The organism is Streptomyces sp. NPDC104313, assembly GCF_055583985.1.
Genome location: NZ_JBVJMW010000002.1, coordinates 418529 through 440806 on the forward strand (window position 1 = coordinate 418529; position 22278 = coordinate 440806).

Here is a 22278-nt window from a genome sequence, read left to right on the forward strand (position 1 = left end):
CCGGGGTGACACGGACCGCCCCGGGCGGGGTACGTAGGAGTCCATGACGCCCACCGCCACGTACCGGCTTCAGCTCCAGCCCGCGTTCCCGTTCGCCGCCGCCGAGAAGGCCGTGCCGTACCTCGCCTCGCTCGGTGTCTCGCACCTCCACCTGTCGCCCGTCCTGGAGGCGGTCCCCGGATCCCCGCACGGCTACGACGTGGTCGACCACAGCAGGGTCCGGGCGGAGCTGGGCGGCGAGGAGGGGCTGCGCTCGCTCGCCTCGGCCGCCCGGGAGCACGGGCTCGGACTGGTCCTGGACATCGTGCCCAACCACATGGCGGCCTCGCCCCGGCACAACCGCCGGCTGTGGGACGTGCTGCGCGAGGGCCCGGCGTCCCCGTACGCCCGATGGTTCGACATCGACTGGGCGGCGGGCGGGAATCAGGTGCTGCTGCCGGTGCTCGCCGGGCCGCTCGGCCAGGAGCTGGAGCACCTCACCGTGGACGGTGAGGTGCTGCGCCACCACGACCTGGAGTTCCCGCTCCGCGCCGGCACGGCGGACCTCCCGCTGCCGGAGCTGCTGGACGCCCAGCACTACCGGCTCGGCTGGTGGCGCCTGGCCCGCACCGAGCTGAACTACCGGCGGTTCTTCACCGTATCGGAGCTGATCGGGGTCCGCGTCGAACACCCGGAGGTCTTCGAGGACACGCACGCCAAGGTCCTCGAACTGCTCCGCGACGGGGTGCTGGACGGGCTGCGCGTCGACCATCCCGACGGGCTCGCCGCCCCCGCCGCCTATCTGGAACGGCTGAACAGGGCCACCGGCGGCCGATGGACGGTGGTGGAGAAGATCCTCACCGGTGACGAGCGCCTCCCTGCCGACTGGGCGGTCGCGGGCACCACCGGGTACGACGCGCTGCACCGGATCGACGGGCTGTTCACCGATCCGTCCGGAGCCGGGGAACTGCTCCGCCGCTACCGGGAGTTCGCGGGCCCGCCCGGCGACCGGGGTGGCGACTGGACGGCGACGGTGCGCCGTGCCGCCTACCGGGTGGCGACGCATGAGCTGGCGGCCGAGACCGCGTGGCTGACCCGGATCGCGGCCGGGATCTGCGGCCGGGACCCCGCGCTGCGCGACCACGCGCCCTGGGCGCTGCGGATCGCGGTCCGGGAGCTGCTGGTGCGGGTCCCGGTCTACCGCCCGTACATCACGGTGGGCGAACCGCCGACCGGGATCGCCGAGGAGACCCTGTCCGACGAGGCGGTACGGGACGCGAAGGCGGTGTTCTCCGTGCCGGAGGAGGCGGCGGCCGTCGACGTCGTACGGGACCTGGCGCTCGGGCGGCTCGGCGTCGGGGAGGAACAGGCGGCGTTCTGCGCCCGGTTCGCGCAGACCGCGTCCGCGCTGCACGCCAAGTCGGTGGAGGACACGGCGTTCTACCGGTACGTCCCGCTGGTCTCGGCGACCGAGGTGGGCGGGGACCCGGGGCGGCCCGCGGTGTCGCCGGAGGAGTTCCACGCCTTCGCCGCCCGGATCGCCCGCGACTGGCCTTCCACGGGCACGGTCCTGACCACGCACGACACCAAGCGCAGCGCGGACGTGCGGGCCCGGATCGCGGTGCTTTCCCAGTGCCCGGAGCGGTGGGCGGCGCTGGTGGCCGAGCTGACGGCGGCGACCGGCGTGGCGGCCCCGGATCCCCAACTGGCGTGGGTGGCCTGGCAGTCGGCGTACGGCTGCGCGGAGCTGTCGGCCGGTGAGCTGTCCGCGCGGCTGGAGCCGGCGCTGCTGAAGGCGGTGCGGGAGGCCGGCCTGTTCACCAGCTGGACGGAGCCGGACCCGGGGTACGAGCGGGCGGTGACGGATTTCGTCGCCGCCGGTCCGGGCAGCGGGGCGGGCGCGGTCCGGGCGTCGGTCGCCGAGTTCGCGGACGCGCTCGCCCCGCATGTGCGGGCCCAGGTGCTGGGGGCGGCGCTGGTGCATCTGACGATGCCGGGGGTGCCGGATGTCTACCAGGGCACGGAGAGCGAGTACCTGGCCCTGGTCGACCCGGACAACCGGCGGCCGTTCCGGCGGCCGGAGGCCCCGGACGAGAAGCAGGCGCTGACGGCGACCGCGCTGGGGCTGCGGCGGGAACTACCGGCCGTGTTCGGGGAGTCGGCCACGTACGCGCCGCTGCCGGCCCGGGGCCCGGCCGCCCCGCATCTGCTGTCCTTCTGCCGGTCGGGCGAGGTGGTCACGGCGGTGACCCGGCTGTCGCTGCGACTGGCCGAGGGCGGGGGCTGGCGGGACACGGTGCTGGAGCTGCCGGGCGGGGGCCCCTGGCGGGACCTGCTGTCGGCCTCGCCGGGCCGGGAGTTCACGGGCGGTGCGGTGGCGGCGGCCGAGCTGTTCGCCGAGCGGCCGGTGGCGCTGCTGCGGCGGGTGCGGGACCGAGGGGCCGCAGGGGTGTGACGGGTGGGTCCTCGGCGGCTGCCCGGGCGCTCAGGACGGGCGTACGAGGAGGGCCCGCGGGCCGCGGGTGAGCAGGCCGCCCGCCGCCGGGCGGAAGCCGTCGGCCCAGCGGATGCGGGGCATCGCCGTCAGCAGGGCGCGCAGGCCGTGTTCGGCCTCCAGTCCGCCGATGACGGCCGCGGGGCAACCGGCCGGACCGATGAGCAGCGGGTCGGCATCGGTGCGCAGCGGGTCGAAGCGGTCGGGCGCGCCGAAGCGGGCCGGGTCGCGGCCCGCCGCGCCGATGAGGCAGGCGACGGGCGCGTCGGCGGGGAGCGTGCCGCCGCTGACGGCCACCTCGGTACGGGTGCGGCGCAGCACGATCTGGACGGGTGGATCGCGGCGCAGCGTCTCGGCCCAGGCCCGCCCGAGCAGCGTCCCGGCCCCCTCGCCGGCGGTCGCGGCGGCCAGCAGGTCGGGGGCGTCGAGCATGTTGGCGAGGAACGAGGCGAGGGCGTGCTCGCGGAGTGCGGTGGACCCGGCGCAGTCACCGGCTCCCCCGCCCGCCCGCCGGTGGAGGGCGCCCCGGGGCAGGGTGCTCAGGTCCGGGTAGGAGAGCCCGGCCGCCGCCGCGGCGGCGCCGGCGGGCAGCCAGCGGCAGAAGTCGGCGACCAGGTCCGCCCGGTCGCGCCGGGCGATCCGGCGGGCGAGGACGTACGCGGTCCGCTCGACGGCGGGTTCGACGGTGCGGTACGGCACGGCCGGCGGTACGCAGACCAGGCGGCCCCGGCAGAGGCCGAGCGGCATGGGGCCCCGGCCGCGCGGGGCCTCGTCGTGCGGGTATCCGGTGAACCGGGGGTCGGTCAGGGCCAGGGCCACATCCGCGTACCGGCTCAGCAGCCAGGCGTCGAGTCCCGGGTCGTAGCCGAGGGGGTAGTCGGTGCGCAGCAGGCGGTAGAGGCGCAGCCGGCACGGATCCGTCGTGGCCCCCGGCGCCAGCAGACCCGGCTGCCCGCCCGTGAGCCGGTACGGACGGCGGGCGGCGGGCAGGGCGTCGGGGCGGTCGGCCGGCATCCCGCGCCCCCTGGAGTCGGTGCGCCGGCTGTCGGCGCGCACCCTCTCAGCGGACCACCGCCGGGGGCGCACCGCAGTCGGCGTACAGCCGTTCGGGTGAGAGTGCGGCGGGGCGGAGGGGCCGGATACCGGCGGTGGGCAGGGAGCCGAGCAGCTCCGTGAAGGCCGCCGCCGCCCCGGTCAGCGCCACTCTGGAGAAGACGCCCATGGGTCGCAGCCAGGGCGGGTCGACGCCGAGCACCGCGCAGTCCTCGCCGATCGCGCTCCGGACCAGGTGGGCGGAGGCCGTGGACACACCGACACCGGCCGCCGCCATCCGGACGGCCGTGGAGGTGTGCTCGGTCCACACCGCCGTACGGGGCACGAAGCCCGCCGCCTCGCAGACCCCGTCCAGGAAGGGGCGGCCCTCGATGACCGGCTCCATGGCGCACCGCACCCAGAACCGGTCGGCGAGCTCGTGGAGACCGACCGAGGAACGCCCGGCCAGCGGGTCGTCGAACGGGACGACGAGGACGATCTCCTCCTCCCCCACCGGGACGACGGGTCCGGTCCAGCACGCCGGCAGCGGTCCGACGGCCAGGTCGGCGACGCCGCGCTCCACCTCGTCCTCCAGTGCCTCGGTGCTCGCGTACTCGTGGAGGACGAGGCGCACGCCCGGGTGGGCAAGCCGCCAGTGGGCGAAGACGTCGGGGAGGATACCGACGGCCACCGAGTGCACGGTGGCGATGTGCAGTTCGCCGCCCTCGGCCCCGGCGGCGGCGCGGGCCGCGCGGCGGGCCTGGGCGGCGCTGCGGACGGAACGTTCGGCGTGCGGCAGAAAGGCCCGGCCCATCGGAGTGAGCAGGACACCGCGCGGCAGCCGTTCCAGCAGCTCGCCCCCGACGGTCCTCTCCAGCGCCTTGATCTGGTGGGAGAGGGCGGGCTGGGTGACGTGAAGCCGTTCGGCGGCCCGGGTGAAGGAGGACTCCTCGACCACCGCGAGGAGGTACTCCATCTGACGCAGGCTCATCCACCGCACCTCCCGCAGGACTTCACGCACCGCGCCCCATGAGCGTTGTGCATCGACTCCACACGCATTCTGCCTTGGACGTATGACCTGGGCCGGGGCGAGGGTGGGGTCCATGAAGCCGACGAACGCGCAGAAGATCCACATAAGCGAGAACACCACGGACGTACTGGTCATCGGCGGCGGTACCGGCGGCTACTCGACGGCGTTGCGCGCGGCGGCCCTGGGGCTGCGCGTCGTGCTCGCCGAGCGGGACGCGGTCGGCGGGACCTGTCTGCACCGCGGCTGCATCCCGAGCAAGGCGATGCTGCACGCCGCCGAACTCGTCGACGGCATCGGCGAGGCCCGGGAGCGGTGGGGGGTGCGGGCGACGCTCGACGCGGTGGACTGGCCGGCCCTGGTGGCGACCCGGGACGACATCGTGGCCCGCAACCACCGCGGGGTCGAGGCGCGGCTCGCGCGGGCCGGAGTCGCGGTGGTGCGCGGCAGCGCCGAGCTGACAGGCCCGCGTTCCGCCCGGATCGACGGGTTCGGGGAGGTCGTCGCCCGGCGTGGCGTGGTGCTGGCGACCGGCTCGCGGCCCCGGATGCTGCCGGGGCCGGCGGCGGACGGGCGGCGGGTGGTGACGAGCGACGACGCACTGTTCGCGCCGGGGCTGCCCGGATCCGTGCTGGTGGTCGGCGGTGGGGCGATCGGAGTCGAGTACGCCTCGTTCCACCGGTCGATGGGGGCCGAGGTCACGCTCGTGGAGGCAGCCGACCGGCTGGTGCCGCTGGAGGACTCGGAGGTGTCGCGGCACCTGGTGCGGGGGCTGAGGAAACGGGGCGTCCGGGTGGAGACGGGGGCGCGGTTGCTGGAGTGGGCGGTGGTGGAGGCGGGGGTGCGGGCCGTCATCCGGACCTCCCGGGGCGAGACGGTCACGGTGGCGGCCGAACGGCTGCTGGTCGCGGTCGGCCGGGACCCGGTGACGGAGGGACTGGGGCTGGCGGCGGCGGGGCTGGCCACGGACGGGCGGGGCCATGTCGTGCCCGCCGACTGGTCGCGGCTGGAGACGGCGGTGCCGGGCATCCACGTGGTCGGCGACCTGCTGCCGCCGCCGTCCTTGGGTCTGGCCCACGCCTCCTTCGCCGAGGGGCTGTTGGTCGCGGAGACGCTGGCCGGGCTGCGTACCTCCCCGATCGACTACGCCACCGTTCCCCGGGTCACGTACTCCTCGCCGCAGACGGCCGCGGTGGGGCTGACCGAGGCGCAGGCCCGGGACGCGGGGTACGACGTGGTGGTGAACACCCTGCCGCTGACCGCCGTCGCCAAGGGCATGGTGCACGGCAGGGGCGGCCTGGTGAAGGTGGTGGCGGAGCGGGCTGGCCGGGTGCTGGGCGTTCATCTGGTCGGCCCGCACGTCTCGGAGATGATCGCCCAGAGTCAGCTCGTGGTCGGCTGGGACGCCGAGCCCGCCGATGTCGCCCACCACATCCATCCGCACCCGACGCTCTCGGAGGCCGTCGGCGAGGCGTTCCTGACGCTGGCCGGGCGCGGGCTGCACCAGCAGCACTGACCGCAGGGCTCAGCCGGGAGGAAGGCCGGCGGTGGGGTTGGGGCCGGGCGGCGAAGGCTCGGGAGTGTCGGGCGGCAGCTCGGGCCGGCGGTGGGCGGGGCCGGGGCCCGGCGGCGGCAGCTCGGGCGGGTGGGCTGAGCGCCGGGGCGCGTGCGGCGGAAGTTCGGGCGGGCGGAGTGCCGGGGCGGTGAGGCGGAAGCTCATCCGGCCGAAGCTCACCTGGTCCCCGTCCCGCACCGGTATGGAGCCGACGAGCCGCTGGCCGTTGACGCAGGTGCCGTTGGTGGAGCCGAGGTCGCGCAGCGCCCAGCGGCCGTTCCGCGCGGAGAGTTCGGCGTGCAGCCGGGAGACCGTCTCATGGTTGAGGCGCAGTCCGTTGGCCGGGTCGCGGCCGATGAGCAGCGGGTGCGGGCCGGGCGCGGGGAGCAGCAGTCTGGGGAGCCGCTCGGTCTGCCAGGCCCGGCGCAGCCGCCCGGGGAAGGCGGAGATCCCGCCCACCGCGCGGACCAGTCCCTGGGACCAGCTGCCGCCGGCTTCCAGGTCGGAGGTGAGGGCCGCCAGCTCCTCCGGGCGCCGGGCGACAAGGGCGAGCTCCATGCGCCGTATGAAGGTGTCGTGCGACAGCTTGCCCTGTGCCGCACCGTCTCTGAGCACACCGAGGACACGGTCTCGCTGGGCGTCCGACAGCCGCGCGGGACTCGTGTGGAACTCGAAGGAGGACGTCACGTTGACGATTGTCGGGCCGAGGGGCCCGGGGTGTCCAGATGAGGCCGCGTTTCCTGCCGCGCTGACCTGCGCCGCTCCCCGGCCGGGCCCTTGGCGGGGTCTGCCGCTCATTCATCACGGGGAGCCCCTGTGACCTCTGTTCGCCCGCGGCTGACGGTCCGTCCGCTGTCCGGACCCGATGAGCTCGACCTGTTCTGCGCCCTTTCGTATGTTCTCGATCACGAGCCGGCCCGGTGACCTCACCTCCGGGCGCCGTGTCCCCGGCGGGCGCTCCTGGTGTTCGGAGGGCGCGCCGGGGAGGGCCCTCCTTTTCGGTGGACGGCGGGCGCGGGGGTCCGCTATGGTCGGCACCGACATCGGCACCGGTCGTGGAAGGAGGCGGGAAACGTGCGCAGGAACAGCCGCAACACCATTCGCAGTACGTCACTTTCGCGCTCCCGCCCCGTCCGCCGGGCGGTGTCGGACCTCGTCTGACCGGGAGCGCGGCATTCCGTCCCCGGAGGACACTTCCATGACCGACACGGTCATCCGCGCGCTCACGCCGAGCGACGCCGCACTCTTCACCACGTTCCAGGGCACTGCCCTCGTCGGCCGTGCCGCCTTCGGCCACGGCTACACGTTGACGGCCGACGGCGGCGAGTACCGCCCCGAATGGTCCTGGGTCGCCCTGCGCGAGAACACCGTGATCGCCAGGGCCGCCTGGTGGGGCGGGCCCGACGACACCGAGCCCGTCGTACTCAACTGGTTCGACTTCGCGGACGGGGAGGCTGAGGCGGGCGCCGAACTCCTGCGCCACGCCCCGTTCGACAAGGAGTACGAGCTGATCGCGCCCGCCGGCTGGCGGGACGACCCGGCGGTGCGGGCCGCCGTCGAAGTGCGGGTCGCCGCCGCGACGGCGGCCGGCATGAAGCCGCTGGTCGAGCGCTACCGCTACCGGTGGACCCCCGGCTGCCCGCTGCCGGAGCGGACCGGGCGGCTCACCTACCGCCCCGAGCCGGACGACGCGGTCATCCTCGATGTGCTGCGCCGCGTGCACTCGGCCACGCTGGATGCCCACGCCCGCAAGGCCATCGAGGGCCCCGGAGGTCTGGAGGCCGCTGCCCGGGAGGAGTTGGACTTCTTCCACTGGTGCCCCTCGCCGAGGGAGTGGTGGCAGCTCGCGTACACGCCGGACGGCGAGGTGGCGGGCATCCATGTGCCCGCGCACAACCCGTCCGGGCCGTGCGTCGGCTTCATCGGGGTGGTTCCCGAGGCGCGCGGGCACGGCTACGGCTACGACCTGCTGGTGGAGTGCACGCGCTTCCTGGTCGAGCAGGGCGCCGAGTTCATCGCGGGTGCGACGGACCAGGGCAACGTGCCGATGGCCGCCGCGTTCGCCCGCGCCGGTTACCCGATCACCCAGGAATGGGTCCATCTGGTGTGAGGGCCCCGGCCTCCTCGGCCGGCCAGTCCAGGCGGAGCCACTGCTCGGCGGGGATCGTCGCGTCCTCGCCGCGCGGCCCCACGTTGAGCAGGACGTTTCCGCCGTCGGCCGCGGTGTCGCGAACCGGTGAGGTGAGGGCTCGCGGCCGATGGAGGCGCCCGGGCCCGGGACCAGCGTGAAGCGACCATGGCGGGAAGCGCCGATCACTCGGGGGGCGTCGCGTCAGGGGGGTGTCCGGTGGATCCACCGGACACCCCCTCGGCCCGCTGCGGGGCCGGATTCCGCTCCTGCCTCTTCTGGGCGCGGATCAGGTCCCGGTACCAGGCGTAGGACTGCTTCGGTGTACGGGTCAGCGTCTCGTAGTCGATGTGGACCAGCCCGAACCGCTGCGACGCGCCCTCCGTCCACTCCACGTTGTCGGTGAGCGACCAGGTGAAGTAGCCGCGCACGTCGACCCCGGCGTCCATCGCCGTTCGCAGGGCGCCCAGATGGCTCTCCAGGTACGCGATGCGGCGGTCGTCCGCGTGGGGTTCCTCCAGGGCGCAGCCGTTCTCGGTGATGTACAGCGGCGGGAGGCGGTCGCCGTAGCGGGTGTGGAGCGCGGTGACGATCTCGGTCAGCCCCTCGGGGACGACGGGCCAGCCGAAGCCGGTCTTCTCGTACCCCTCGATCTCCCTGATGCCGAAGGGGAGTTCGGCGGGCATCGCGAAGCCGGAGAAGGTGTCCAGCGCCTGCGGCCTGGGCGCTCCGACGAGGGTCGGGTTGTAGTAGTTGACGCCGTACCAGTCGAGCGGGGTGGAGATGACCTTGAGGTCGTCGGCGACCGGGCCCGGCATCAGGGCGGCGAGGTTCTCATCCGGGTAGCGGCCGGTGAGAACCGGGTCGGCGAAGAGCCAGTTGGTCAGCGTGTCGTACAGCTCCGCGCCGAGGCGGTCCTCGTCGGTGTCGCCCGCCGTCCAGACCGGGGCGTGCGAGAGGGCGACGCCGATGTTGTCCGCGCCCGCCGCGCGCAGGGCGCGGACGGCGAGGCCGTGGGCGAGGAGTTGGTGGTGGGCGGCGGGCAGGGCGTCGAAGAGGAGGGTGCGGCCGGGGGCGTGCGCGCCCAGCGCGTAGCCGAGCAGTGTGACCTCGGCGGGCTCGTTGACCGTGATCCACATGGGCACGCGGTCGGCGAGGCGTTCGGCGACGATGCCCGCGTACTCGGCGAAGCGGTAGGCGGTGTCCCGGTCGAGCCAGCCGCCGGTCTCCTCCAGGGGGAGCGGGGTGTCCCAGTGGTAGAGGGTCGGGGCGGGGGTGATGCCGTGGGCGCAGAGCTCGTCGACGAGCCGGTCGTAGAAGTCGAGCCCGTCGGCGTTGACGGCTCCGCTGCCGCCGGGCACCACGCGGGGCCAGCTGACGGAGAACCGGAAGGCGTCGGCGCCGAGTCCGGCCAGCAGGGCGACGTCCTCGCGGTAGCGGGCGTGGAAGCCGGTGCCCCGGGTGGTGTCGGTGCCGTCCTTGATCCGGCCGGGCAGGGCGGCGAAGGCGTCCCAGCCGGAGGGGCCCTTGCCGTCCGCGTCCACCGCCCCCTCGGTCTGGAAGGCGGAGGCGGAGGCTCCCCAGAGGAAGCCGGGAGGGAACATCGGCAGGGTCATCGCGGCCTCCAGCAGCCGTACGTATGAGCAGAACCAGTACGTGTGAGCAGAACCTGTATGAGCGGGAACCTCGCCGGGCAATGATCAGGACCAGACCTTAATCGCCGGTGGCGGGCGGCAACAGAGCCTGCGGCGTGGATCGTGGAGCCCGCCCGCGGGCGGTCGCGCGCCCCGCCCAGGGACGAGGAGTGGTGGATGCGGTTCGAGGTGTGGGCCCCCGAGGCGGACTCGGTCGTGCTGGAGGCGGCGGACGTCCGGTGCCCGATGGAGCGCGACGCGGGGCGCGAGGGATGGTGGACGGCCGAGGCGGAGGCCTCGCACGGGGACCGGTACGGCTTCCGGCTGGACGAAGGACCCCTGCTGCCGGACCCCCGTTCACGGCGTCAGCCGGACGGGCCCGACGGCCCGAGCGCGGTCGTCGACCAGGAGGCGTACGCCTGGCGCGACGCGTGGGCGGGCCGGCGGCTGAACCGCGCGGTGCTGTACGAGCTGCATGTGGGGACGTACACGACCGAGGGCACCTTCGACACGGCGGCGGCACGGCTGGGCCATCTGGCCGAGCTGGGCGTCACCCATGTGTCGCTGATGCCCGTCTGCCCGTTCCCGGGCGTCAACGGCTGGGGGTACGAGGGCGTCTCGCTGTGGGCGGTGCACGAGCCGTACGGCGGACCGGAGGGGCTGAAGCGCTTTGTCGACACGGCGCACGGGCTGGGGCTCGGGGTGCTCCTGGACGTCGTCCACAACCACCTGGGCCCGTCCGGGAACCACCTGCCCGCCTTCGGCCCGTACTTCACCGACACCCACCACACCCCGTGGGGTGCGGCGGTCAACCTGGACGCGCCGGGCTCCGACGAGGTGCGGGCCTTCCTGCTGGGCAGCGCGCTGGCCTGGCTGCGTGACTACCGGCTCGACGGGCTGCGGCTCGACGCGGTGCACGCACTGGCCGACACCCGGGCACTCACCTTCCTGGAGGAGCTGTCGACGGCGGTCGACGCGCTGGCCGTCGAGGTGGGCAGGCCGCTCGGGCTGATCGCCGAGTCCGATCTCTGCGACCCGCGCACCACGACCCCGCGTCCGGCCGGCGGCCTCGGTCTGCACGCCCAGTGGAACGACGACTTCCACCACGCACTGCACACCGCGCTCACCGGCGAGTCCCAGGGCTACTACGCCGACTTCGCCCGCGCCCCGCTCGCCGCCCTCGCCAAGACGGTGACGTCCGTGTTCTTCCACAACGGGACCTTCTCCAGTTTCCGGGGCCGCACCCACGGGCGGCCGGTCGACGTGACGCGCAGCCCGGCCCACCGCTTCGTCGGCTACGCGCAGACGCACGACCAGATCGGCAACCGGGCTCTCGGCGACCGGCTGGCCGCCTCCCTGTCCCCCGGCCTCCGGGCGTGCGCCGCCGCCCTCGTACTGACCGGCCCCTTCACCCCGATGCTCTTCATGGGTGAGGAGTGGGGGGCGCGCACCCCCTGGCAGTTCTTCACCGACCACTCGGACCCGGAGCTGGCCGCGGCCGTACGCGACGGCAGGCGGCGGGAGTTCGGCGCGCACGGCTGGGCCCGGGAGGAGATCCCCGACCCCCAGGACCCCGCGACCCGGGACCGTTCCTGTCTCGACTGGTCGGAGCCGGAGCGCGAGCCGCACGCACGGCTGCTCGCCTGGTATCGCGAACTGGTCGCGTTGCGAAGGACGTTGCCAGATCTGCACGACCCCGACCTGGCCTCGGTGAAGACCGCGTTCGACGAGGAGGCGCGGTGGTTCGCCTACCGCAGGGGGGACCTGCGGATCGTGATGAATCTGGCCGAGGAGCCGGCGGCGATCCCGCTCGGCCTCGGGCGTCACCGCCGGTCCGGGGGAAGGACATTGGCGGCCTGGGGGCCGGTCCAGGCCCCTGGGGCGGACGGTGTACTGCGTCTGCCGCCGGAGTCGTGCGTGGTGCTGGCCGACGACTGAGCCTCATCGACGGCACGTCGACCTGCGTGCCTTCCTCCCGCACCGCTTCCGTGACCGGGAGCCGCGCGAGCACCGAGCCGGGCCGGGGGCCGGTGCCCCGGCAGGCCCCGTGGGCCCGGCGGACCCGGCGGACCCGGCGGACCCGGTGAGGTCTACTCGACGACGGCCAGTTCGCGGGCGGTGGTGTTGAGCCGCCGCCCGCCGTCCTCGGTGACGGCCACGATGTCCTCGATCCGGACGCCGAAGCGGCCCGGGAGGTAGATGCCCGGCTCCACGGAGAAGCACATGCCGGGCACCAGTTGCCGCTCCTCGCCCTCGATCATGTAGGGCGGCTCGTGGGTGGTGACGCCGATACCGTGGCCGGTGCGGTGGATGAACCGTTCGCCGTAGCCGAATTCGGTGATCACCGCACGGGCCGCCCGGTCGATCTCCTGGCAGGCGACGCCGGGCCGGACGGCGGCGCAGCCCGCCTGCTGGGCCTCGCGGACGATGTCGTGGACCCGCTGCTCCTCGGCGGTGGGCTCGCCGACGTGGACCGTACGGGAGGTGTCGGAGCCGTAGCCGTGCTTGAGGCCGCCGAAGTCGAGGACGACCATATCGCCGCGCTCGATGGTGCGTGTCCCCGCCTCGTGGTGCGGGTTGGCCCCGTTCGGACCGGAGCCGACGACGGTGAAGTCGACCTGGGAGTGCCCGAACTCGCGGAGCAGGGCGGCCAGATCGGTGGCCAGGTCGACCTCACGGCGGCCGGAGAAGCGCACCTTGAGGATCTCCTCGTACGTGGCGTCCGCGGCTGCCCCGGCGGCGGTGAGCCGTTCCAGTTCGGCGGCGTCCTTCACCGCGCGGAGCATCGGGAGCACCTCGGTGAGCGCGGCGTAGGAGGTGCCGGGCAGCTCCCGCTGGAGGCCGAGCAGATGCATCGCCCAGGCGTTGTCGCTGACGCCGAAGCGGCCCTCGGCGTCCAGCAGCGGGGCGGTCACCGCGTACGGGTCCTTGCCGTCGGTCCAGTCCCGCAGGGTGAGGGCGGGCGCCCCGGTGGCGGCGGCCGCGTCGGGGGCCTCCAGGGTCGGGACCACCAGGACCGGGTCCTGGCCGGCCCGCAGCACGAGGAGCGTGAGGCGTTCGGTGCTCACGGGGCGGTAGCCGGTGAGGTGGACGAGGTCGGGGCCCGGCGCGACGATCACCCCGGCGAGCCCGGCCTCGGCGGCGGACTCGGCGGCACGCGCCATCCGGGCCCGGTAGTCGTCGGCGGTGAAGGGCGGCGGGGCGGACTGCTGGGCGGACGGGCTCGGGCTGGACATCAAGGCCTCCTGGCGGGTGCGACACGGCACACAGCATCCTGCCCGCCCGGCGGGGCGTGCGCGAGCGGCTTGCCGGAGTGTGCCGGGCGTCGGCGACGACCCGGCGGAGCCTCGGAAGCGAGCGGCCGGTCGTCGGGAACGACGGGCCGGCATCGGGAACGACCGGCCGGGCCTCGAGAGCGGGCGGCCGGGCCACGGGAGCGTCCGGCGGGTCAGAGGCGCACGATCAAGTCGGCCCGCTCCCGGCCCCGCTCGACCAGCCGGGCGTTCGCCTCGTCGGACCGGGCCACCCACTCCTCCGCGCGCCGCCGGGGCCGACCGTGGCGGATATGGCGCTCGACAAGCCGGCGCACCCGTACCTCCGGGTCGAGGTCCAGGAACCACACCTCGTCCAGCAGCCCGCGCACCGGGGCCCAGGGCCCGTCGTCGAGCAGCAGGTAGTTCCCCTCGGTGACGACGAGCGGGACATCCGGCGGCACGGGCAGCGCACCCGCGACCGGCTCCTCCAGGGACCGGTCGAAGGCCGGGGCGTAGACCGCGTGCAGCGGGTCCGGGGCGCGCAGCCGCCACAGCAGGGCCACGTACCCGGCCGCGTCGAAGGTGTCGGGCGCGCCTTTGCGGTCGGCGCGGCCGAGGCGTTCCAGTTCGGCGGCGGCCAGGTGGAAGCCGTCCATCGGGACGAGGGCGGCGCGTCCGCCGAGCGCCGCGACCAGCCGTTCCGCCAGAGTGGACTTCCCGGCTCCGGGCGGGCCCGCGATCCCCAGCACCCGTCGTCCTCCGGTCTCCGCGAGGGCGCGGGCCCGGTCCGTCAGCGCGGCCCGGCCGCCGGGGGTCGTACCGTCCAGGATGTCCATGCGGGGCATTGTGCGGGGGCTGGGCCCGAAAGCGTTAGTGTTACGTATAACTTCACCCGAGTGGTGATCGTTCACTACTCGTTCAGTACCCGTGGAAGGGCCCCCGCCATGTCCCACATCGCCCTGGTCACCCTGGTCGTCCGCGACTACGACGAGGCTCTCGCCTACTACCGCGACGCGCTCGGCTTCGAGGTGGTGGAGGACACCGACCGGGGCGACGGCACCCGCTGGGTGGTGGTGCGCCCGCGCGGGTCCGCCCCCGGCACCGGACTGCTGCTGGGCCGCGCGAAGGACGAGTTCCAGAGCAGGGCGGTGGGGGCGCAGACGGGCGGCCGGGTCGGCTTCTTCCTGCACACCGACGACTTCGCGGCCGACCACGCCCGGATGGTGTCGGCCGGGGTGCGGTTCCTGGAGGAGCCCCGGCACGAGACGTACGGCTCGGTCGCGGTCTTCGAGGACCTCTACGGCAATCGCTGGGACCTGCTCCAGCCGGCCGCCCGACCCGCTCGGCCCCGGCGCGGCCCCCTCACGGGGTGAACCCGTCCCGGCCCTCCAGGTAGGCCAGCACCGCGAGGACGCGGCGGTGGACGGTGCCGTCGTCCGGTTCCAGGCCGAGCTTGGCGAAGATCGAGCCGATGTGCTTGCTCACCGCCCGTTCGGAGACGGTGAGTTCGGCGGCGATGGTGGCGTTGGCCTTGCCCTGCGCCATGTGTTCCAGGACCTCGCGCTCGCGGGCGGTGAGGCTCTGGAGCGGGCCCGCCGAGGACCTGCGGGTGAGGAGCTGGGAGACGACTTCCGGGTCGAGCGCGGTACCGCCGGCCACCACCCGGTCCAGGGCCTCCAGGAACTGCTCGACCCGGCCCACCCGGTCCTTGAGCAGGTAGCCGATGCCCCGGGCGCCCCGGGCGAGCAGTTCGGCGGCGTACGTCTCCTCGACGTACTGCGAGAGGACCAGGATCGGCAGGCCGGGCAGTTCGGCGCGGGCGGCGATCGCGGCCCGCAGCCCCTCGTCGCGGAAGGTGGGCGGCAGCCGTACGTCCAGGACGGCGACGTCCGGGCGGTGTTCGAGCAGGGCGGGCAGGATCTCCGGGCCGGCCGCCGCGTCGGCCACCACCTCGTGCCCGGAGCTGGTGAGCAGGAGGACGAGGCCCTCGCGCAGGAGGGCGTTGTCCTCGGCGATCACGATCCGCACGGCAGCTCCACTTCGATGTCCGTCGGCCCCCCGGCGGGGCTGCTGACGCGGGTGGCGCCGTCCAGCGCGGCGACCCGCCGCCGGATGCCCACCAGCCCGCTGCCGGCGCGTTCGTCCGCGCCGCCGCGACCATCGTCGCCGATGGTGACCCGCAGAAGACCGGGGGGCCGGTCGATACGGACCCGGGCGGCGGTGGCGCCGCTGTGCTTGCTGATGTTGGTGAGCGCCTCGGCGACCACGAAGTAGGCGGCGGCCTCGATCGCGGCGGGCAGCCGCCGCCCGTCCTCCACCCCGTCCAGGTCCGCCGTGACGGGTACGGCGACATCGGCGGCCAACGCCCTTACCGCACCGGCCAGTCCACGGTCGGTGAGGACCGGCGGGTGGATGCCGCGCACCACATGCCGCAGCTCGGCGAGCGCGGCTTCGGCCCCGTCCTGCGCCTCGTCCAGACGGGCCCGAGCGGCGGCCGGATCGCGGTCGAGGAGCTGTTTGGCGAGCCCGATCCGCAGGGACAGGGCGACGATCCGGGCCTGGGCGCCGTCGTGCAGGTCCCGTTCGATGCGCCGCAGTTCGGCCCCGTGCGCGGCGACCGCCCCGGCCCGGCTCTCGGTGAGGTGGGCGATCCGCTCGGTGAGTTCGGCGGCGGGCGGCGGGGCGAGCAGGGCCATGGTCCAGCCCGCCGAGAGGTCGGCCAGCACCGGGTGCCAGCGCAGCACCCAGCCCGGCCGCTCGGGCGGTTCGGTGCCGTACTCGTCGGCCCGCCGCCGGTCCACCAGGCCCACGGCGGACAGCGCGATGCCGTCCACCAGCAGAGCGACGGGCCACAGGATCATCGTGAGGTAGCCGAGCCCCATGCCGAACACTGTCTGGAGGGGCAGCCAGAGCGCGAGCCGCCAGGTGGTCCGGTCGGTGAGCGTCCGCCGGACGCGTTCGGGCAACTCGCCGCCGCCCAGCGGCGGATACGAAGCGGGGCGGTGTCCTGGCCCGAGCCGGGCCGCCGCCCTGCGGCTCTGGGCCGAGGCGGCCCGGCGCAGCAGCGTGGCGGCCTCCGGCAGCGCGGGCAGCCCGATGATCGCGACGGCGAACAGGAGGGCCGCCGCCACCATGAAGGCGCCGAGGTAGGTCAGCATCGCGACCCCGATGCCGAGCAGGAGGTAGTGCGAGGCGTCCCAGGAACGCCGGACGGCGACCGTGAGGGGACCGGGCGGTGAGCTGCTCATGGCAGCCCACGGTACGGGGGCGTGCCCACCGCCGGAGGGGGGCGGTCCCCCGGCCGGGGGTGGAGCTGGCTGTACCCCCGGTCCGGTAGTGCGTACCCTCGCCCGGCCGCCTCCCGGCTCATAGCGTCGTAGCAGGTCAAACGGTACGGGGACGGTGGAGGCGAACAGTGGGTACGACGATGGTGGAGCAGGGAGCCGCGCTCGGTCTGGAGGGGGTGAGCCGGAGCTACGGGCGGCGCGGGAGCAGCCGGCGGACGACGGCGCTCGACGCGGTCAGCTGCGCCGTCCCGGCCGGCAGCTTCACCGCGGTCGTCGGGCCTTCGGGTTCGGGCAAGAGCACCTTCCTCCAGGTCGCGGCGGGCCTGGACCGGCCGACCTCGGGGACGGTCAGGATCGCCGGAACGGATCTCGGGGCGCTCTCGGAGGCGGCGCTGACGCGGCTGCGCCGGGACCGGATCGGGTTCGTCTTCCAGTCGCACGCGCTCAACCTGGTGCCGTCGCTGTCCATCGAGGAGAACCTGGTGCTGCCGCTGGTGCTGGGCGGCGCGGACCCGGCCGACCCCGATGTGCTGGCGCGGGGGCGGGAGTTGCTGGCCCGGGTGGGTCTCGCGGGGCGCGGCGGCGACGGGCCCTCGACGCTGTCGGGCGGCCAGCAGCAGCGGGTCGCGGTGGCGCGGGCGCTGGTGACGGAGCCCGAGGTGATCTTCGCGGACGAGCCGACCGCCTCCCTCGACCCGGAGTCCGCGGCGCTGGTGCTGGCGCTGCTGCGGGACGCCGTACGGATCGAGGGCCGCACGGTCGTGATGGTCACCCATGACCCGGTGGCGGCGAGCTGGGCGGACACCGTGCTGACGATGGACGGCGGCCGGCTGCGATGAGGAGACGGATGAGGAAGGGTACGGGCACGGCGGCCCCGGAGTCACCGGACGCACGGAACGGACGTACGAGCACGGCGGCCCCGGCGTCGCCGGACGCGCGGAGTGGACGTACGGGCGCGGCGGCACGGGAGCCGCTGGGGGTACGGCAGGGGTCGCGGCGGGCGTCGGCTTTCCTGGCCCGGCGGTCGCTGGCCACGCACCGGCGTGCCTGGGCGGCGGTGATCGTGGCGACGGGCGCCGCCGCCGCGCTGATCGGCGCGTTCGCGTTCGTGATCGGCTCGCTGCTGGTGGCCGCGCCGCCGGTGCAGCGGTACGCCGGGGCCGACGCGGTGGTGACGGCGGACCAGAAGGTGTCGCACACGGCGAAGCCCTGGGGCAGCGAACCACGGACGGTGACGGCCTACCTCCCCGAACGGGCCCGTCTGGACCGGTCGGTGCTGGCCGCGGTGGCGGGGGCCGACGGGGTGGCGAAGGCCGTCGCGGACGATTCCGTGCCGCTGTCCACGGGCGACGGGCGGCCCGCGGTGGGCCGTTCCTGGCCGTCCGCCGTGCTGACCCGGTACGAGCTGGCCGAGGGCCGGTCCCCGAGGGACGCGACCGAGGTCGTCCTGGACCGCGCGCTCGCGGCACGCGGCCACGCACCGGGCGAGCGGGTCGTGCTACGGGCCGACGGGAGTGCCCGGTCGTACACCGTCAGCGGGATCGCCCGCACCGGACACGGCGGCGACACTCCCCCGGCCGTGTTCTTCACCGAGCCCCGGCTGACCGCCCTGGCCGGGCATCCGGGCCGGATCGACGCGATCGGCGTGGTCGCTGAGGCGGGCGTCTCACGGGACGCGCTGCGGAACGCGATCGGCGCCGTCCTGCCGGAGCGTTCGGGCGTCGCCGGGTCCGACCGGGGGGTGCGCGTGCTGACGGGCACGGAGCGCGGGGAGGCCGAGCGGGTGGACGCGCTCGGCGGACGCGGCGATCAGCTGGCGCTGCTCGGTTCGATCGGCGGGACCGTGCTGATGGTGGCGCTCCTGGTGATCGCCTCGACGTTGTCCCAGGCGATCCACCAGCGGTCCGGGGAGCTGGCGCTGCTCCGGGCGGTGGGGGCCTCGCCCCGTCAGCTCCGGTCCGCGATCGGCCGCGAGGCGGGCCGGGTGTCCGCGGCGGCGGCGCTGCTGGGCGGCATCGGGGCCATGCCCCTGGGTCTCGCGATGCGTTCGCTGCTGACGACCGAGGCCCTGCCGCTGCCGGTGCCGTGGTGGCTGCCGCCCACCGCGGCGCTGGCCGGCGGGCTGCTGGTCGCGCTGCTCGCGCGGCCGGTCGCGATGGTCTCCGCCCGGTCCATCACCCGGCTGCGGCCGGCCGCCGCGCTGGGCGCGGCGACGGCGGACGAGCCGAGCGAGCCGGGACGTTTTCGTACGGTCGCGGGGGTGGTGCTGGCCTTCGCCGGGATCAGCTCGGCGGGTGTGGCGACGACGCAGAGCGGTCAGGCGGCGGGGGCCGCCGCCTCGGGTGCGGCGTTGTCCCTGGTGATCGCGGTCGCCCTGCTGGGTCCCCGGATCGCCCGGACGGTGCTGGGCGTCCTGGGCGCTCCGATGCGCCGGGCGGGCGGGGTCTCGGGGTTCCTGGCCGAGCGGGCGGCCTCGGCGCACACCCGGCGGCTCGCCACCGCGTTCACCCCGATCGTGCTGGTGGTCGCGTTCGTCTGCGTGCAGCTCGCCTCGGGGCCGACGATGGAGCGGGCCTCCGCCCAACAGGCGTCCGGGGCCCTGCGGGCGGACCTGGTGGCGACGGGCGGCGGGGCGGGACTGCCCGCCGGGGCGGCCCGTGCGGTGCGGGAGGCGCCGGGGGTCACGGCGGCGACCGGGGTCCTGCGTTCGGCGGTCGTCCTGGCCGACCGCGAGGCCGGCGAGCCGGTGCTGACCCGGCTGCCCGTACTGGGCGTGGAGGCGGGCGGCCTGTCCGGCACGCTCGACCCCCGCGTCACGGCGGGCGACCTGGACCGGCTCACGGGGCGGGACGCCGTCGCGGTCGGGGCGGACCGGGCGAAGAGCCTGGACATCGGCCCCGGGGACCGGGTCGCGCTGCGGCTCGGCGACGGTACGCGGGTGGAGCCCCGGGTCGTCGCGGTGTACGGACACGAGCTGGGCCTGGGCGAGTTCCTCTTCCCGCGCGAGGCGCTGGCGGGCCATGTCTCGGCCGCGCGGGACCAGGTCGTCCTGATCCGGACCGGGGCCGCGTCCGGTGCGGACCCGGGGGCCGCGGTGCGTCGGGCGCTGGCTCCGTACGGCGGCGGGGTGACGGTGCGGGCCGCCACGGGCGATGACGTGGCGATCGCTCCGCCCGTGTCGGACGAGGACAACGCGATGATCGTCATCGGCGTCGGGGTGATCGGCGGCTTCGCGCTGCTGTCCGTGGTGAGCACCCTTGCCCTGATCACGATCGGCCGCCGGGGCGAGTTCCGGCTGCTGCGGATGGTCGGCACGGGGCGTCGGCAGCTACGGCGGATGCTGGTGCTGGAGACGGGCCTGGTGACGTGTGCCGGGCTGGTGATCGGCACGGCGGTGGCAGCGGTCCCGCTGACCGCGTTCGCCGTCTCGGTGGCGGGCACGGCCCCGTATCTCCCGCCGGCGCACTACGGGGTGATCGCGGGGGCGGTGGCGCTCGCCGCGGCGGCGGGAACGCTGGTCCCGGGCACGGCCGGGGGACGCTTCGTCCTGGGACGCCGGGCTGGGTGAGCGGCGCGGCGGCAGGCCGGGAGGATCGGGGGCGTGCGGGGCGGGTCCGGGCCGGGACCGTCCGGCCGCAGGTGCCCGGACCCCGGCCGCCCCGTCCGGCCGGGGGCCACGTGTCCGGCTCCCGCGCCGTCGTCACGGCGGCGGTGCTCAGCTCCGCGCCAGGCCCGCTTCCCGTACGGCCACGGTCTCCATCGCGTCCAGCACCGGCCGGATCAGCGGATGGCCCTCGGCCCCCTGCCGTACGGCCGCGAAGACGCGGCGGGTGGGGGCGCTCCCCTCGACGGGGCGGACGACCACCCCGGTCAGTTCCATCCCGCGCAGCGCGGACCGGGGGACCAGGGCCACTCCGGCGTCGGCCCCGGCCAGGGCGACCACGGCGCGGAAGTCGTCCGACGAGTGTTCGAGGCGGGGGACGAACCCGGCGAACTCGCAGGCCAGGACCACCACGTCATGGCAGGGGTTGCCGGGGTAGGGCCCGATCCACGGGTCCTTCGCGAGGTCGGCGACCGCCACCTGGTCCTGCTCCGCGAGACGGTGGTCCACCGGGAGCACCGCGTCGAACGGCTCCGAGTACAGGGGGACGCGGGTCAGGCGGCGGTCGTCCTCGGCGGGCGCGCCCCGGTATTCGACGGCCACCGCCACATCGACCTGCCGGTCCAGCACCATCGGCACGCTCGCGTCGCCCTCCGCGTCCTGGACCTTGACCCGGATGCCGGGCGCGGTGCGGGCCAGCTCGGTGAGGGCGGGGGCGAGGACGAGGCCGATGCCGGTGGCGAACGCGGCGACCGTGACCGTACCGGCGACGCCCGCGCTGTAGTCGGCGAGCTCCGCCTCGGCCCGCTCCAGCTGGGCCAGGACCACGTTGGTGTGGCTCAGCAGGATCTCCCCGGCGGCGGTGAGCCGGGCGCCGCGCGCACCGCGTTCGACGAGGCGGTGGCCGGTCTCCTGCTCCAGGGCGGCGAGCTGCTGGGAGACGGCGGAGGGCGTCAGGTACAACGCGGCGGCGGCCGCGGTCACCGTGCGGTGGTCGGCCACCGCACGGAGGATTCGCAGCCGCCGCGCATCGATCATGTGCCCATTGTCCCAGGTCGCGACGTGTGCCCGACCGGGTGAGCGGTTACGCCTGCGCGTCCAGGGCGGCCCGCGCGTCGACGAACGCGTCCACCGCGCGGTTCACGTCGGCGGTGGAGTGCGCGGCGGAGAGCTGGACCCGGATGCGGGCCGCGTCCTGCGGGACGACGGGGAAGGAGAACCCGATCACGTACACCCCGCGCTCCAGGAGCAGTTCCGCCATGCGGCCCGCCTTGCCCGCGTCGCCGATCATGACGGGGGCGATGGCGTGGTCGCCGGGCAGGATGTCGAAGCCCTCCTCGGTCATCCTGGTGCGGAAGAGCGCGGTGTTGGCGCCCAGCTGCTCACGCAGGTCTCCGGCCGACTCCAGCAGGTCGATGACCTTGAGGGAGGCGGCGGCGATGACCGGGGCGAGGGAGTTGGAGAAGAGGTAGGGGCGCGAGCGCTGGCGCAGCAGGGCGACGATCTCCGCGCGGGCCGCGACGTAACCGCCGGAGGCCCCGCCGAGCGCCTTGCCGAGGGTGCCGGTGATGATGTCGACCCGGTCCATGACGCCGTGCAGTTCGGGCGTGCCGCGTCCGCCGGGGCCGACGAAGCCGACGGCGTGCGAGTCGTCGACCATGACCATGGCGTCGTAGCGGTCGGCCAGGTCGCAGATCTCCTGGAGCGGGGCGACGTAGCCGTCCATGGAGAAGACGCCGTCGGTGACGATCAGCCGGCGGCGGGCCCCGGACGCCTCCTTGAGCCGCGTCTCCAGGTCGGCCATGTCCCGGTTGGCGTAGCGGTGGCGCTTGGCCTTGGAGAGCCGGATGCCGTCGATGATGGAGGCGTGGTTGAGGGCGTCGGAGATGACCGCGTCCTCGGGGCCGAGCAGCGTCTCGAAGACGCCGCCGTTGGCGTCGAAGCAGGAGGAGTAGAGGATCGTGTCCTCCTGGCCGAGGAAGGCCGAGAGCCGCTGCTCCAGCTCCTTGTGGACCTCCTGGGTACCGCAGATGAAGCGGACCGAGGCCATGCCGTAGCCCCAGCGGTCCAGCGCCTCGTGGGCGGCGGCGATGACCTCGGGGTGGTCGGCGAGGCCCAGGTAGTTGTTGGCGCAGAAGTTCAGGACCTCGCCGGCGCGGCCGCCGGAGGTGACGGCCACGGTCGCGGACTGCGGGGTGCCGATCACCCGCTCGGGCTTGTGCAGCCCGGCGGCCCGGATCTCGTCGAGGGTGGTGCGCAGGTCGTCGCGTACGGAGTCGAACATGCG

The 22278-nt window shown here is 74.9% G+C and carries 16 protein-coding genes and 1 pseudogene; 7 read left to right on the forward strand and 10 right to left on the reverse strand.

Annotation, left to right across the window (positions count from 1 at the left end; all coding sequences use genetic code 11):
• Nucleotides 1-43 precede the first annotated feature (43 nt).
• The gene (gene treY / locus ACZ60Q_RS05810; RefSeq protein WP_469628929.1) at nucleotides 44-2434 is read left to right on the forward strand and encodes a malto-oligosyltrehalose synthase; all 2391 of its coding nucleotides are present in this window, start codon (nucleotides 44-46) and stop codon (nucleotides 2432-2434) included.
• Between the two features lie 30 nt (nucleotides 2435-2464).
• Here treY and ACZ60Q_RS05815 read toward each other — a convergent pair whose 3' ends face one another.
• A complete protein-coding gene (locus tag ACZ60Q_RS05815; RefSeq protein ID WP_469629532.1) occupies nucleotides 2465-3487 on the reverse strand; it encodes a cytochrome P450 in 1023 nt (340 codons plus the stop codon).
• 46 nt (nucleotides 3488-3533) lie between these two features.
• The gene (locus ACZ60Q_RS05820; protein WP_469628931.1) at nucleotides 3534-4496 is read right to left on the reverse strand and encodes a LysR family transcriptional regulator; all 963 of its coding nucleotides are present in this window, start codon (nucleotides 4494-4496) and stop codon (nucleotides 3534-3536) included.
• A gap of 112 nt (nucleotides 4497-4608) precedes the next feature.
• Between ACZ60Q_RS05820 and lpdA the strand changes: the two genes are divergently transcribed.
• Complete coding sequence (gene lpdA, locus ACZ60Q_RS05825; protein ID WP_469628933.1) at nucleotides 4609-6048, forward strand: dihydrolipoyl dehydrogenase; 1440 nt, start codon at nucleotides 4609-4611, stop codon at nucleotides 6046-6048.
• 165 nt (nucleotides 6049-6213) lie between these two features.
• On the opposite strand, the pseudogene ACZ60Q_RS05830 reads toward lpdA, so the two are convergent.
• Nucleotides 6214-6774: pseudogene (locus ACZ60Q_RS05830) on the reverse strand (DUF1707 and FHA domain-containing protein); the annotation flags it as partial.
• Nucleotides 6775-7285: 511 nt separating this feature from the next.
• Here ACZ60Q_RS05830 and ACZ60Q_RS05835 point away from each other — a divergent pair.
• Nucleotides 7286-8197: a GNAT family N-acetyltransferase gene (locus tag ACZ60Q_RS05835; RefSeq protein ID WP_469628936.1), complete on the forward strand. Its 912-nt coding sequence runs from the start codon at nucleotides 7286-7288 to the stop codon at nucleotides 8195-8197.
• Between the two features lie 203 nt (nucleotides 8198-8400).
• Here ACZ60Q_RS05835 and ACZ60Q_RS05840 read toward each other — a convergent pair whose 3' ends face one another.
• Entirely contained in the window at nucleotides 8401-9831 is a 1431-nt protein-coding gene (locus tag ACZ60Q_RS05840; RefSeq protein WP_469628939.1) for a GH1 family beta-glucosidase, read from the reverse strand.
• A 195-nt stretch (nucleotides 9832-10026) separates the two neighbouring features.
• Here ACZ60Q_RS05840 and treZ point away from each other — a divergent pair, with 195 nt between their 5' ends.
• Complete coding sequence (treZ, locus tag ACZ60Q_RS05845; protein ID WP_469628942.1) at nucleotides 10027-11787, forward strand: malto-oligosyltrehalose trehalohydrolase; 1761 nt, start codon at nucleotides 10027-10029, stop codon at nucleotides 11785-11787.
• 152 nt (nucleotides 11788-11939) lie between these two features.
• Here the strand turns inward: treZ and ACZ60Q_RS05850 are convergent, their stop codons facing one another.
• Together ACZ60Q_RS05850 and ACZ60Q_RS05855 are read right to left on the reverse strand one after the other, a co-directional pair.
• Entirely contained in the window at nucleotides 11940-13085 is a 1146-nt protein-coding gene (locus tag ACZ60Q_RS05850) for a M24 family metallopeptidase (RefSeq protein ID WP_469628945.1), read from the reverse strand.
• Between the two features lie 212 nt (nucleotides 13086-13297).
• Nucleotides 13298-13948 carry a nucleoside/nucleotide kinase family protein gene (locus ACZ60Q_RS05855; protein ID WP_469628947.1) on the reverse strand — a complete coding sequence of 217 codons (651 nt, stop codon included), beginning with the start codon at nucleotides 13946-13948 and terminating at the stop codon, nucleotides 13298-13300.
• 99 nt (nucleotides 13949-14047) lie between these two features.
• Here ACZ60Q_RS05855 and ACZ60Q_RS05860 point away from each other — a divergent pair, with 99 nt between their 5' ends.
• Nucleotides 14048-14476: a VOC family protein gene (locus ACZ60Q_RS05860; protein ID WP_469628949.1), complete on the forward strand. Its 429-nt coding sequence runs from the start codon at nucleotides 14048-14050 to the stop codon at nucleotides 14474-14476.
• Here ACZ60Q_RS05860 and ACZ60Q_RS05865 read toward each other — a convergent pair.
• Both ACZ60Q_RS05865 and ACZ60Q_RS05870 read right to left on the reverse strand, forming a co-directional pair.
• Entirely contained in the window at nucleotides 14466-15131 is a 666-nt protein-coding gene (locus ACZ60Q_RS05865) for a LuxR C-terminal-related transcriptional regulator (protein ID WP_469628951.1), read from the reverse strand. The genes ACZ60Q_RS05860 and ACZ60Q_RS05865 overlap by 11 nt on opposite strands.
• Entirely contained in the window at nucleotides 15119-16351 is a 1233-nt protein-coding gene (locus ACZ60Q_RS05870; protein ID WP_469628954.1) for a sensor histidine kinase, read from the reverse strand. The genes ACZ60Q_RS05865 and ACZ60Q_RS05870 overlap by 13 nt, the downstream gene beginning before the upstream one ends.
• Before the next feature lie 179 nt (nucleotides 16352-16530).
• On the opposite strand from ACZ60Q_RS05870, the gene ACZ60Q_RS05875 reads away from it, so the two are divergent.
• Entirely contained in the window at nucleotides 16531-17229 is a 699-nt protein-coding gene (locus tag ACZ60Q_RS05875; RefSeq protein WP_469629535.1) for an ABC transporter ATP-binding protein, read from the forward strand.
• An 8-nt stretch (nucleotides 17230-17237) separates the two neighbouring features.
• Nucleotides 17238-19958, forward strand: coding sequence for an ABC transporter permease (locus tag ACZ60Q_RS05880; RefSeq protein WP_469628957.1), 2721 nt, complete (start codon nucleotides 17238-17240; stop codon nucleotides 19956-19958).
• A 147-nt stretch (nucleotides 19959-20105) separates the two neighbouring features.
• Here the strand turns inward: ACZ60Q_RS05880 and ACZ60Q_RS05885 are convergent, their stop codons facing one another.
• Together ACZ60Q_RS05885 and ACZ60Q_RS05890 are read right to left on the reverse strand one after the other, a co-directional pair.
• Nucleotides 20106-21029 carry a LysR family transcriptional regulator gene (locus ACZ60Q_RS05885; RefSeq protein WP_469628960.1) on the reverse strand — a complete coding sequence of 308 codons (924 nt, stop codon included), beginning with the start codon at nucleotides 21027-21029 and terminating at the stop codon, nucleotides 20106-20108.
• 46 nt (nucleotides 21030-21075) lie between these two features.
• Nucleotides 21076-22275, reverse strand: a complete 1200-nt coding sequence (locus ACZ60Q_RS05890) for a glycine C-acetyltransferase (protein WP_469628962.1) — start codon at nucleotides 22273-22275, stop codon at nucleotides 21076-21078.
• Between the last annotated feature and the right edge of the window lie 3 nt (nucleotides 22276-22278).